This is a genomic window from Haloferula sp. A504 (assembly GCF_044385805.1).
Lineage (GTDB): Bacteria > Verrucomicrobiota > Verrucomicrobiia > Verrucomicrobiales > Akkermansiaceae > Haloferula.
This window is the reverse complement of sequence record NZ_JBISBU010000096.1, coordinates 1-12,030: the sequence shown is the minus strand read 5'-3', so window position 1 is coordinate 12,030 and position 12,030 is coordinate 1. Positions and strand designations below refer to the sequence as shown.

The window sequence follows — 12,030 nt, the reverse complement described above, 5'->3', positions numbered from 1 at the left end:
ACGGATTACGCAGATTTTCTGGACTCTTAAAATCTGCGTAATCCCCTTAATCTGCGGTTCCAAAAACTACCAATCTGTTGGACGGGCTACACTAGACTGCGGCGATGAATCGCCGCTTTGGCGAAGCATTTCAATGCGAGCCGGGCCATCGGCGATGAATCGCCGCACTCTAGCCTGCATTTCTCACGAGTGAGGAATGCAGGCCAAGTATTTTCAGGACACCGACACGCTCTACCTTGAGTTGAGAGACTCGCAGGTGGTGAAGACCCGTGATCTCGATCAGGACACGATACTTGATTACGACGGAAAAGGGCAGGTGGTCGGGATCACGATCGAGCATGCGAAGACACGGGTCGGCGGTCCCGGCATCGAGCTTGAGACGGTTGATGCGTCGAGGTGATCCGAGAGACCGGGGTATGGCCCCTTGTCCGCGGTCTTGAAGGGCATCAACGCAGCTTGTCGCGCCAGAAGGCGGGAAGAATCTCCGTCGGGATCTCGCGGGGAAATGAGGCCCGGATCTCGCGAAGTTCGGCTTCCGAAGGCACGTCGCCCCGCGAAAGGTCGGCGATGACCCGCCATCCGTTTTCGCCCCGTCGAAGGAAACAGGTCATTTCCATGTCACCGATCATGGAATCATCTTCGAGATATCCACCCTTGGAGTTCACGGCATGGCCCTGGAACGCGGCATGCTTCTTGAGCACCCGCAGGTCGTCGATCATCCACAGGAACTTCAAGTCCGGATCCACACGGTACTCGGAGCGGGCGTAGGTTCGCAGCGCATCACAGATCGCCTTCCGCTCGGGGGAGCCCGGTTTGGGCGTGTGGCTTGTCGAATCACCGGCCCGGCTGGGAAGGGCCAGGAACAGCGTCAACCCCAGCGTGATCAGCATCTTCATGGTGTCGGCAGCATGAGCGAAAGCACCCGCCGAGTCGAGCCCCCCGAAGCCGTCGCCGCGGGCGAGGAAGGGATTCGACCGGCGATCAGTAGAGACTGGGCATCACGTGCTCGCCGCGGGCCTGTTCTTCGAGATTGTGGTAGGCGCCGTAGAAGTTGCTGTTGGCGTCCAGCCACAAGGCGAGGCGTCGCACATCGTCGGGCGGAAGCTTCACGCCGTGGTGCCCGGCGGCGAGGAGCCTCATGAGCCTTGAGGCACGGGCACCCACGTCTCCAATTTCGGATCGCGAGCTTCCGTTGCGTTTGAGGGCGCCGTTGCCACCGTGTTTCGCCCAGCCGAACGGGGCGAGGTTGGCGTAGGATGCGGTCCATCCGTGCTTGCCGGTCCGCTTGCCGTCGAGTTCAAGGGCTTTGGGTTCGTTGGCGTGGCATTCGACGCAGTGGCGGTCGAGGACCGGTTGGACGAGGCGTGGGAACGAGAGGGGGAACGCACCGTCGGGCACTTCGTAGAGGGATGAGGGTGGGCGTTGGAGCGCCAGCAACGAAGCGCTTCGCTTCGACAGTCCGGTCCGGTTTCGCCCTTCATGGCAGCCCACGCAGGACAGCGTTTCTCCGGGGTGGACGTAGGTGGCCGAGCGCATGCTCTGGATGGCGAAGCCGCCCTCGTCGACCGCCTGCATGTAGAAGGGCACGCCGACCGGAGCTTCGCCATAGACGCTGCCGTCGGCCTCGACCGGCAGGTGGCCGACGATGCCGCGAGCGAGCGATTGGTCGCCGATGCCGATGTTCGGCTCCTTCATCGCCGGTGTGGTCTTGGGGAAGAGCTGGATCAGGCGAAGCGCGGCGATCTTCGTGTCCGGCGGCCATTCGAAACGGCTTTCGTAGACGTCGGCGACCAGCAGGTGCCCCTTCTTTCCGGGTTGCGTCCTGGTGGGAATGACCGCTGGGCGGGGCCGCGACCTGAGAGGGATCGGATCGAGGCAGGGGATCTCCGGGTCGCGGTAGAGCAACTCGCGGTTGCCGAAAGCGTCGAGCAGGTAGAGGCCGTGGTTTTTCTGCCCGCGGTCGTGGACGCAGAGGTGGTAGGTTTCGCTGAGCGGCCAGGGGGTGCCATAGACCTCCGCCTTCGGGGAGTGGCGCCCGCCGTGGGTGCGGCCGGGGACGCCGGGGGCGACTTCGGATTCGGGGAAGTGGATCTCCGGCGTGACGCGCCTGACCTGCGACATCGCGTCGTCGTCCTCGACCTCGGGGTCGATCAGGACGATGGAGCCGTAGTTCTGCCCGTGGTGGGGCGCGGCCACGGCCACGAATCGGGTCGACCCGGGGACGGCGCGAATCGCCATCTCCATCCACGGGCGTTGTTCGCGGACCTTCGGGTAGTTGCCGTGGAGCGCGCGGGGATCGCGGCCGTCGGGGTAGGTGATCCACGGGTGGTGGGCGATGTCGGAGTCGCGGTCGACGTAGTCCCAGCGGGTGTAAACGATCATGCCCTCGTGGGTGACGCTCGGGTGCCACTCGTGGGTTTCGTGAAAGCTCAACGGCCGCAGGTCGGAGCCGTCGGCATTCATGCTGTGCAGCGTGTAGGTCGGATCGGGCCGCACGCCGCAGCGCAGGAATCCACCGCGCCGCTCGGAGACGAAGCAGATGCGTCCGTCGGGCAGGTAGCAGGGATCAAAGTCGTTCCATTCGCCGTCGGTGAGCTGGGTGAGTCCGGAACCGTCGATCCGTGCCTTGAAGATGTGGTAGGTGCTCTCCGGTTTCCACAGGTCTTCCCGTGGCGTCCGGTCGGTCGGCTTGACCGGGACCTCCGCCTCGGTCCAGGCGAAGAGGATCTCGTCGCCGGCGTAGCTGAGCTCGAGACTGATGAAGGATCCGCCTTCAAGTTTGCGGCCCTTGAGCCGGCCATTGGTCACGACCGAGTGTTCCAGCAGGTTTTCGACGCGGGGATCCGGTCCGAAGGCATCGCGCAGGATGAAGACGCCGCCGCCCGGCTTCGCGTTGAAGCCGAAGTACTGGTCGACCATGTGGTCGTAGCGGGCCTTGTGGTGCTTGAGGAAGAGGATGTCGGTGAAGTCGAGCAGCGGATTGCCGAAGGCGACCCGGCGGCGCAGGGCGAGGAGCGCCGCGGGATCGTCGGGGACCGGTTCATCCAGTCCGAGGTCGTGCATCAAGGCGCGGGTCCGGCGCTGGATGACCTGCACCGGGGTTTGGTCCCCGGGATGGATCAGGGACGCCGGATGCAGGGCCTCCCGCGCGAGTCTTGCGGCGTCGGTCTTTCCCTCCCGATGGAGCCGAAGGTCTTTTGCCAGATCCTCCAACTCACCCGCCGGGCTCCCTCCGGCGAGTGCCAGGACCAGCAGAAGGAGAGTCGCCCGGCGTTGCATGGCGGTTCACTCGTTCTGCGCCTGGATGACGGTCCGGTAGTCGACGTCGATGCGGTCCTCGAGTTGCTCCTGCACGTCCTTGAAGCAGGCGAGGATGCGCTGGTAGTCGGAGTCGGCGGTGGTCTGGAAGTCGCCTTTCGCCAGTGGGATGGCGAGGAAGGGGTTGCGCTCGGGTCGGTCGAGGCGGATGAAGAAGGTCTGGGGAAGTTCGAAACCCCGGCGGGCGGCGACTTCGTCGAGCACCTTGTGGAGGTTTTCGGGGACGATCTGGCGGCAGCCGCGCAGCTCGGGTTGCCGGGATTGGGAGGTGCCGTAGAAGGGGACGTTGAGGTCGATCCACATCAGGATGCGCTGGCGCTCGGCCTGCGTCATCTGGAGGCGTTTCCGGCCGTCCTTGTCCGGGTGGCCGGCAATGATCAGGTCGGCGAGCGGGCTGGCGGGTGAACCCCAGGTCTTGGGCTCTACCTTGAGGATGTTCGACTCGCAGCCGTTGAAGGTGGGAATCCAGGAGGTGAAGGGGTTCTTTCCGAAGCCCTCCATGCCGCCGCGGGCGTCGCCGCCGTGTTCGGCCTGGGTGCCGCGCCGGGCGAGGTTTTCGTAGGCGACATTGAAGTAGTCGGTGCGGTCGCCGCTGAGGTCCGGATCGTTGTCGCCGTCGTGGCACTCGACGCAGTGGCGGTCGAGCACCGGCTGGACGACGCGGGCGAAGCTGAAGCCGTCCTCACTGCCCCAGTCGGGCTCGGTCAGCGGCTCGGCCGGGCGGGAGGAGGCGATGGAGGCCTTGAGGCTGCGGGCACCGGGCGAGACGTAGTTGCGGTCGGCGTGGCAGCCGATGCAGCTCTGGCGTTCGCCGGGGCGGAAGTGGGTGAAGGTGCGCATGCGCTGGACGGCGCGGCCCTCGGCATCGAGCGGCAGGAAATACAGCGGCAGGTCGGCGGGGACGACGAAGTGGGCCGAGCCGTCCTCCTCGACATCCGCAAATCCCCAGACCCGTTTCGGCGCGTAGGTCGCCCCGCAGGAAACCACGGGGAACTGGAAGCCGAACTGGCGCTGGCTTGTCTCCGAGCGGATGTCCTTCTCCATTTCCTGAACGACCGCGATGCGTTTCACTTCGCCGGGTTCGACGGCATCGCCGAGGCCGATGGTGACGTCGTGGAGCAGCACTTCGGCGGTGGGCGGGGCCTCCGGATCGAGTCGCGACACGGCGGTGGAGCGGGGCAGCGGACGTGGTCGCAGCGGCTGGGCGGAGTAGAAGCCCATGTCGTTCTCCGGCTCGCGCAGGGTGAGCTCCAGGCGGCCCTCGTAGTCGCGGAGTTGGAGGGTGCCCGCGCGCGAGACGAGGAAATGCCGATCATCCAGCGGCACCGGGCTTTCGTAGGGGCCGCGCATTCCGTTTCCCCGCCGTGGGTCGTCCACCGTGCCGATGGGAATCTCCGGCGTGAGGTTGCGGATGGCTTCCTGGGCGTTGCCGCCCTTTTCCGGATCCAGCAGGCCGATCGCGCCGCGGCAGGGGCCGTTGTGACTGGTCAGCACGCACAGGATCTTTCCCGGCATGCCGGGGATCTCTCGGGCCTCCATGAAGGTCGCGGGCCCGAGCACGCGGTTGCCGAAGATGCCGGAAAGCATGGTGCCGTCGGGGTTCATCGCCCACAGCGACTGGATCGGGATGGCCGGGCGGTCGACGTATTCCCAGCGGCTGAAGAGGATGCGTCCATCGCACATGACCGAGGGCGTGAAGTCGGTGAGGTAGTTGGCTGACAGCCGGGTGACCTGGCTGCCATCGCCCTCGGCCCGATAGACGACCGGCGAAGTACTGGTCCAGCAGTAGGCGAAGGCCGGTTTGCGGTCGGAGAGGAACGCGATCCCGCCGTCGGGCAGCCAGCAGGCGTTCATGTTGTTGGACTCGTGGACGACGATGGGGGTGAGCCCGCTGCCATCGGTGCCGATGCTCCAGATGCCGAAGGGTTGATCCATCGAGCGCTTCCAGCTGAACAGGATGCGCGTTCCATCATAAGACACTTGACAGTCGAGGATCACGCCCTCGGAAGCGTCGACCAACTGGCGCGGCTTCGCACCATCCAGCGACATGATCTCGAGCCCGCCGCCCTTCCTGAGCCCCTCGACGTGATAGGTGTAGACGTGGGTCGGATTGAGCGGCTGGCGCTGGATCATGACCAGCGAGTCGAAGTCCAACTCAGGCAGCTCCGTGGTCGTGGCCGCACCGGCGAAATGGATCGCCGCCAGCCCCGCTGCGAGGCCGAATCTGCGGACAAGCAGTATGGGCTTCATCCACCGAGGCATTACGCCGGACGGCGTGGACTTGTTTCAGTCCGGGCGACCGAATGGTCCCTTTTCCGAAAAGCCCTTGTGCGTAGTCTGGATTATGAAAATGTGTTCAGGTGAACGCGCATCGTGGGAGGGGGGCGGACGACAACCCGGGCAATCGCTTCGAGGCCTTCCAGGTGGAGGTCGATGAGGACGCGTGGGTCGATGATGATCCGCGTCCCCTGAGGACCGAGTTCCTCACCGATCACTCGCGGACCATTCTCACGAGGAATGACGCCGAGGACCTTTCCTTCGATTACGGTCTCAATCCCTACCGGGGTTGCGAGCACGGCTGCAGCTACTGCTATGCTCGTACCTATCACGAGTATCTGGGCTACTCCGCCGGCCTCGACTTCGAGTCGAAGATCGTGGTCAAGCGCGACGCGCCGCAACTGCTCGAAGCCGAGTTGTCGCGGCCGGGCTACCGGGTCGGGAAGATCGCGATGAGCGGGGCGACGGACTGCTATCAGCCGGTCGAGCGGAAGCTGGAGCTGACCCGCGGCTGCCTGGAGGTCATGGCCCGTTGCCGTCAGCCGGTTGCGATCATCACCAAGAACGCGCTCGTCGTCCGGGACATCGACCACCTTGTCGAGCTGGCCAGGTGGAATGCGGTTGCGGTGTATCTCTCGATCACCACCCTCGATCCCGCGCTGGCGCGCATTCTCGAGCCCCGGGCGTCCTCGCCGCGGGCACGGCTGGAGACGATCGGGAAGCTCGCCGCCGCCGGGGTCCCATGCGGGGTGAGTGCGGCCCCGATGATTCCCGGGCTCAACGACAGCGAACTGCCGTCCATCGTCCGGGCGGTGAAGGAGGCCGGCGGCCGCTTTGCCGCCTATTCGGTGGTGCGCCTGCCGGGCGCGGTGGGATCGGTTTTCGAGGGCTGGCTGGACCGGCACTTTCCAGGGAAGAAGGAAATGGTGCTGGGGAGGATCGAGGGCATGCAGGGAGGCCTGAACAACCTGAAGCCGGGTGAGCGGATGCGGGGTCGAGGCCAGGCGGCCGGGCAGTTGCGGGCGTTGTTCCATGCGAGCTGCCGTCGGCTGGGACTGGAGACGAACCCGCCGCCGCTGGAAACGCGGCATTTCCGGAGGGTGATGCCCGGGCAGAAGGAGCTTTTTTGAGGGGTGGGAGCGCCCGGTGGGAAAGTTGGAGGGCCTGAAAGTCACAACTTTGAAGCTGCCATGCGGGACGCGTGCATGGGAGTGCTTGAAACACCCGTCGGGTAAAGCGTCCCATCATTCCAACTCATTGAGAATCCCCTTCGGCTGCGGTTCCAATTGCGGAATCCTGGCTGGGGAGCTTGGACTTATTGGTAGGGCCCAAGAAACCGCTCGCCATTGAAATGGATCATGTGGTCTGGCGTTTCGGCGATCCAGACCTCGGTTTCCCAAGCAATGGCGGCGTGGAACTTGGTGAAGGTTCTGCGATCTGGAAAAGCGGAGACAAACACAAGGCCGGGACGGACCTTGGCGAAGAGATCGGTGAGTTCGTTCTTTCTCTTTTGATCGACCGGTCCGTGTGAAGTGACGGCTTCGATGATGACAAGCCAGTCGCGCTGGATATCGTGGACGAGAACGTCAGGTGCCTTGCCCCGTTGGGGGAGGCAAATTCCGAGCTCCTTCATCGTGGCATCGTCGCTGATGATTTCCTTGTTCGCAGCGTCACCCAACAAAATCACTTTTGGGCTGCGGACGAAGCGCGGAGCAAACTCCTCGACGATGGCGCGGATGAGGGTGTTCTGTCCGCCAGCGGAAATCTCGATGATCGCACCCCCGGGCATGCGGACGGATTCGCGGGGAAGATCGCGATGACGTGCTTGCAGCGCGCTGGCGGCGGGGTTCTTCCGGAACTTCCTGAGCTGCGTCTTGAAGGCCGGGGTTCCGAACGACTTCAACAACCCCAAGGCTTCCGCGGACAGCTGGTAGCACCAATGGGGACTGTTGATCGGGCGGTCGGGCTTGTCGGGGTTTTCAATCAGCAGACCGTGCTGGACGAACTGATGCAGGGTCTGGCGGCGGATGGTTTCGCGGGTGTTTGGAGCGTAGCGGACCTCGTAGTGTTCCCGCATCCAGTCCATCATCTCCGTGATGCGACGGAGTGGAGCGGATGTTTTCCTCCAGGATTTCCGGGGTTTGATGTCCGCAAGAGCGAGAAGGGTCAGGGCGGAACGCTCGTTCTGCTGCTCCCGCGGGATGCCGATCATCTGGAGCAACTCAAGGGCTTGCCTGACCCGGGTGGATGAAGAAGCGCTCATGACTCGGTGCACGAAGGTGCCCCAAGCAGTTCGGCCATGGCAAGATCGATGGCTCTTTGATCACCGTCGTCCAGCTTGGCTTTGCCCAGAATCTCCAGCCCTGCGGAATCCGGATAGCGGAAGGCGCGCAGATCGGCGGCATTGACCTGGGTGTGGCCGTTGAACTGGCGGAAGTAGCGGTCGGCCACGGTGGAATTCAGGAAACGGCAAAGCCCCTTCGCCATCGCGACAGACAGTCCGGCGCGCTTGCGATGGAGGAAGTTCAGATGGTTCTCGATGCCGATCCGGCCATCGGCGAAGTCCTTGGGATCAAGCACCCCGGCGACGAGGCGGCGTTTCTCCTCCTTCGAGGAAAAGCGCTTGATGAGCACGAAGCGGGCGGCGGGAATCAACCAACGGAGGGTCTCCTCGTTCACCGTGATGGCGACCGGCTTTTTGCCGATGCGGGCGTCGCCGTAATGCGAGGCATCCGCCAGCGGTGGAATCACACGGCCTGCCTTGACCGTGTGCGGATAGAGCAGGGGCACGTCGTCTTTTCCCAAGCGCTTGGACAGCGCCGACTTCAGACGGAAATCCACCACTGGTCCGGTGGAAACCTCGACGCCCAGTTCCTCAATGCGGCAAGGGAGGGCCTGGAAGAAACCCCGGACCTCGTCCGCATCGTTGTCGGTGGCGATGTGGACGACCTTTTCCGGATCGTCCGGGAAGACGAAACGCTCGACCGGGATCCGGACTTTTGCCGGGGCCTCCAGGCTTCCCGTGGAAATCGTGATCGATGCTCGCTTGCGATTCCGGCGGGTTAGGTGAAACAGGATGTTCTCCTGCAGCACCTCATCACGGGCGAAGGCCTCGCTGCGGGAATCGAAGACATGCACCCGGTGGAAGGTGGACTCAGCGACCAGATCCTGGCGAAAATCGCGAAAATACGGGCCGTTGCAGAAACTCCTGGGCACGATGGCCGAAAGCTCGCCCCCATCGACGAGCTGGCGCAGCGCGAGCCAGACGAAGGCGGCGTAGAGGTTCGAGGTTTCCATACCCAGCGTTCTCAGCAACTGGCGCTCCCGCGAGCGCGAGGCGATCTTGCGGTAGGGTGGATTGAGAATGGCGTGGGTGACTGCGGGGGGTGTCGTTCCGCCGAAAAGCCCGCCGTCCAGCGCATCAACGCCCCCTTCGACGTAGCTGCCCTGACGGAGATCGACCACCGCCTGGATGTCGGCCTTCTCCAGGGCCGCGGCACAGACGGCAAGGTTCTTCCGCAGCGCTGGAATGAAGGCGGAATCCAGTTCCCAAGCCTCCAGCGTGATCTTCTCCAGCAAGGGGAGGCTACCGGAAACCCGCAAGGCCATGATCCGGTCCACCACCGCCGCCGTCAGCGCTCCGCCGCCCGCTCCCGGATCGAGAAGGTGAAGCGTGGGCCGGTTGAGGCCTTTTTCGTGAAACCATCCGGCCAGACAACGGGCGATGGGAACAGGTGTGAAAAATTGGCCAGCCTCGCTCCGCGCCTCCCGCGTTTTCCCCAAGCAAGTCGCCCGGCTTTCCGAATCGGCCGTGACAAGCACTTGGGTTGGGGCAGGCGATCTCATGCACTCATTTGAACAGCCTTGGATTTGGTTGTCAAAGGGGGACTTGGACAGAAAATTTTGGTGTCGACATCGGGGCGTGTGTTGGGAGTCACAGACACCATTGGCATTGCGACTGGTCGGGGCTACGCTCCACCCCATGAGTCAGCATGCCGAGAAGCAGCCGGTGCCCGTCGAGCGCGATTTCACCGCCGGTCTGGCGCGGGCGGGCCGGCGGTCCTTCATTGGGACGACCGGGGACAAGAAGCTCGACGAACGCATTGTCGCGCTGGCGAAGGATGCGGCGGGCGAGTCGGGCCATGAGCTGCTGGCGGAGATGCTGGTGACCGCGACGCGGATGTCGCGCGGCGGGGTGCCGACCGGGGAGTTCAAGATGATGAACCGGGCGCTCAAGGAGATGCGGACTGCGGAGGAGGTCTTCGAGCCTTGGCGCGACTTCCGCAAGATCGCGGTCTTCGGGTCGGCGCGGACGAAGCCCGACGAACCCGCTTATCAGGCGACGGTGGATTTCGCGCGGAAGATGCGCGACGAGGGCTTCATGACGATCACGGGCGCCGGGCCGGGCATCATGGCGGCCGGCAACGAGGGGGCGGGGGCGGACGACAGCTTCGGGCTGAACATCACGCTGCCCTTCGAGGCGGCGGCGAACGAGTTCATCGCCGGCGACGACAAGCTGATCGACTTCAACTACTTCTTCACCCGCAAGCTGAGCTTCGTGAAGGAGAGTGACGCGGCGGCGGGCTTTCCCGGCGGCTTCGGGACGATGGATGAGGTCTTCGAGGCGCTGACCCTGATCCAGACCGGCAAGGCGCAGGTCTATCCGCTGGTGCTGGTCGATGCGAAGGGCGGCACCTACTGGCGCTTCTGGGAGCAGTTCACGGTCGACCACCTGCTGCGCAACCGGCTGATCTCCGAGAGCGACCTGTCGCTCTTCAAGGTGACCGACGACATCGACGAGGCGGTCGAGGAGGTGGCCGGTTTCTACCGCGTGTTCCATTCCTACCGCTACGTCGGCGACAAGCTGGTGATGCGCCTGATGAAGCCGCTGGCCGGGGGTGAGACGGAGCGTTTGCAGGCGGAGTTCGGCGATGTGATCAAGGTCGGGGGCATGAAGCAGCGGGGAGCCCTCGAGGCGGAGGCCGACGAGCCGGCGCTGAAGGAATTGCCGCGGCTGGTGTTCCGCCACCGACGATCGGACTTCGGACGGCTGCGGCTACTGATCGATGCGGTGAACCAGAGCAAGACCGCCTGATCATGGCGACGAAGGAACGGGTCGATGTGCAACTGGTGGCGCGGGGTCTCTGCGACACGCGCGAGCAGGCCAAGCGCCTCGTGCTGGCCGGCGAGGTGCGCAGTGGTGACCGGGTGATCGACAAGCCGAGCGCCAAGGTCGCCATGGACGCCCCCCTCACGCTCAAGGAGAAGCCGAAGTATGTCGGGCGGGGTGGCTTGAAGATGGAGGGCGCGCTTGATGCCTTCGGGATTTCTCCCGAGGGCCGGGTGTGCCTCGACATCGGTGCCTCGACCGGCGGCTTCACCGACTGCCTGCTGCAGCGCGGGGCGATCCGGGTGCATGCGGTGGACGTCGGGACGAATCAACTCGTCTGGAAGCTGCGCAATGATCCGCGGGTGGTGGTGAAGGAGAAGTTCAATGCCCGGAAACTCGTCGAAGCGGATCTGGGCGAGCGGGTGTCGCTGATCGTCATCGACGTGTCCTTCATCTCGCTGACGAAGATTCTTCCGGCGGCCTTCGGGGTGCTTGAGGAGGGCGGGGAGATCGTGCCACTGATCAAGCCGCAGTTCGAGCTCGAGCGGGAGGACATCGGCAAGGGCGGGATCGTCCGTGATCCGGAGCTTCACGACCGGGCCGTGGCCAAGATTCGCGACTTCGTTGAGGGCATGGACCGCGAGTGGCGCGGCGTGATCGATTCCCCCATCACTGGCACCGACGGCAACCGCGAGTTTCTGGCGCGGTTGGGGTAGGGGTGGCTGTGGACAATTGCCTTCCTGGGCGAGGGCGGGGGCTCTACACTGATGGCTAGAAAGTGAGACTGCTCATTCCAGTAATCGTCGGAGTCGTAAGCGCTCATCTTGCTGGCGCTGAGGACCCAAAGTTTGGCGCGCTTGCCGAGGACTACGAAGCCAAGGCGAAGATCGTGAAACGGCTGGATGAGATCATGCTGAAAGATGTTCGTATCAACGGGTTGAGTATCGGGGAAGCGGTTGCCCTTGTCCAAGCGTTGGGAAGTGACGGCGAGAAGGGGGGCGTGATCAACTTCTTCATCCGTAGGCCTCCGGCCTTGGGTGCCGATGGGTCAGCCGATCCTTTTGCTCCTCACCGAGACGGCCCTGCCGAGCCGAGGGCTCCAAAGAAACCCGTCCGCATTACACTGAATGTGGACACGATTTCGTTCGCACACGCGATCGACCGGATTTGTGCGCAGGCCGGTTATCGGTGGGAGATTGGCGGCGATCGAGAGAGCTATCCGATTCTAGAGATATACTTCTCGGCATTAACTTTTCGGATTCTCGAACAGCTGGAAGTTCTCGGTAACCAGGCTTTGAAGGCATGCACGATTTTCGCCGCTGAGC

At 64.0% G+C, this 12,030-nt stretch carries 10 protein-coding genes; 5 read left to right on the top strand and 5 right to left on the bottom strand.

From position 1 onward, the window contains the following. The first annotated feature begins 196 nt into the window (after positions 1-196). Positions 197-400, top strand: a complete 204-nt coding sequence (locus ACG2LG_RS22975) for a DUF2283 domain-containing protein (RefSeq protein ID WP_396263082.1) — start codon at positions 197-199, stop codon at positions 398-400. A 46-nt stretch (positions 401-446) separates the two neighbouring features. Here the strand turns inward: ACG2LG_RS22975 and ACG2LG_RS22970 are convergent, their stop codons facing one another. From ACG2LG_RS22970 to ACG2LG_RS22960, 3 genes are all read right to left on the bottom strand, one after another. Continuing rightward, entirely contained in the window at positions 447-896 is a 450-nt protein-coding gene (locus tag ACG2LG_RS22970) for a hypothetical protein (protein ID WP_396263080.1), read from the bottom strand. 85 nt (positions 897-981) lie between these two features. Continuing rightward, positions 982-3,279 (bottom strand): hypothetical protein, encoded by a 2,298-nt coding sequence (locus ACG2LG_RS22965; protein WP_396263078.1) that lies wholly within the window; start codon positions 3,277-3,279, stop codon positions 982-984. A 6-nt stretch (positions 3,280-3,285) separates the two neighbouring features. Continuing rightward, a complete protein-coding gene (locus tag ACG2LG_RS22960; protein WP_396263076.1) occupies positions 3,286-5,568 on the bottom strand; it encodes a hypothetical protein in 2,283 nt (760 codons plus the stop codon). Positions 5,569-5,678: 110 nt separating this feature from the next. Here ACG2LG_RS22960 and ACG2LG_RS22955 point away from each other — a divergent pair, with 110 nt between their 5' ends. Then, positions 5,679-6,725, top strand: a complete 1,047-nt coding sequence (locus tag ACG2LG_RS22955) for a PA0069 family radical SAM protein (RefSeq protein ID WP_396263074.1) — start codon at positions 5,679-5,681, stop codon at positions 6,723-6,725. 185 nt (positions 6,726-6,910) lie between these two features. Here the strand turns inward: ACG2LG_RS22955 and ACG2LG_RS22950 are convergent, their stop codons facing one another. Together ACG2LG_RS22950 and ACG2LG_RS22945 are read right to left on the bottom strand one after the other, a co-directional pair. After that, entirely contained in the window at positions 6,911-7,858 is a 948-nt protein-coding gene (locus ACG2LG_RS22950) for a BsuBI/PstI family type II restriction endonuclease (protein ID WP_396263072.1), read from the bottom strand. Beyond that, a complete protein-coding gene (locus tag ACG2LG_RS22945) occupies positions 7,855-9,204 on the bottom strand; it encodes an Eco57I restriction-modification methylase domain-containing protein (RefSeq protein ID WP_396263070.1) in 1,350 nt (449 codons plus the stop codon). Before ACG2LG_RS22945 ends, ACG2LG_RS22950 begins: the two co-directional genes overlap by 4 nt. Before the next feature lie 373 nt (positions 9,205-9,577). Here ACG2LG_RS22945 and ACG2LG_RS22940 point away from each other — a divergent pair, with 373 nt between their 5' ends. The 3 genes from ACG2LG_RS22940 to ACG2LG_RS22930 form a co-directional block, all read left to right on the top strand. Then, positions 9,578-10,690, top strand: a complete 1,113-nt coding sequence (locus ACG2LG_RS22940; RefSeq protein WP_396263068.1) for an LOG family protein — start codon at positions 9,578-9,580, stop codon at positions 10,688-10,690. 2 nt (positions 10,691-10,692) lie between these two features. After that, entirely contained in the window at positions 10,693-11,421 is a 729-nt protein-coding gene (locus ACG2LG_RS22935) for a TlyA family RNA methyltransferase (RefSeq protein ID WP_396263065.1), read from the top strand. 62 nt (positions 11,422-11,483) lie between these two features. Further along, a partial coding sequence (locus tag ACG2LG_RS22930; RefSeq protein WP_396263063.1) for a hypothetical protein occupies positions 11,484-12,030 on the top strand: 547 nt, incomplete at its 3' end.

Excerpts from the sequence above, each read along its gene's own strand:
- ACG2LG_RS22945 (WP_396263070.1), bottom strand. The coding sequence starts at position 9,204 with ATGGCCTTGCGGGTTTCCGGTAGCCTCCCCTTGCTGGAGAAGATCACG.
- ACG2LG_RS22960 (WP_396263076.1), bottom strand. The coding sequence starts at position 5,568 with ATGAAGCCCATACTGCTTGTCCGCAGATTCGGCCTCGCAGCGGGGCTG.
- ACG2LG_RS22950 (WP_396263072.1), bottom strand. The coding sequence starts at position 7,858 with ATGAGCGCTTCTTCATCCACCCGGGTCAGGCAAGCCCTTGAGTTGCTC.
- ACG2LG_RS22935 (WP_396263065.1), top strand. The coding sequence starts at position 10,693 with ATGGCGACGAAGGAACGGGTCGATGTGCAACTGGTGGCGCGGGGTCTC.
- ACG2LG_RS22975 (WP_396263082.1), top strand. The coding sequence starts at position 197 with ATGCAGGCCAAGTATTTTCAGGACACCGACACGCTCTACCTTGAGTTG.
- ACG2LG_RS22970 (WP_396263080.1), bottom strand. The coding sequence starts at position 896 with ATGAAGATGCTGATCACGCTGGGGTTGACGCTGTTCCTGGCCCTTCCC.
- ACG2LG_RS22940 (WP_396263068.1), top strand. The coding sequence starts at position 9,578 with ATGAGTCAGCATGCCGAGAAGCAGCCGGTGCCCGTCGAGCGCGATTTC.
- ACG2LG_RS22965 (WP_396263078.1), bottom strand. The coding sequence starts at position 3,279 with ATGCAACGCCGGGCGACTCTCCTTCTGCTGGTCCTGGCACTCGCCGGA.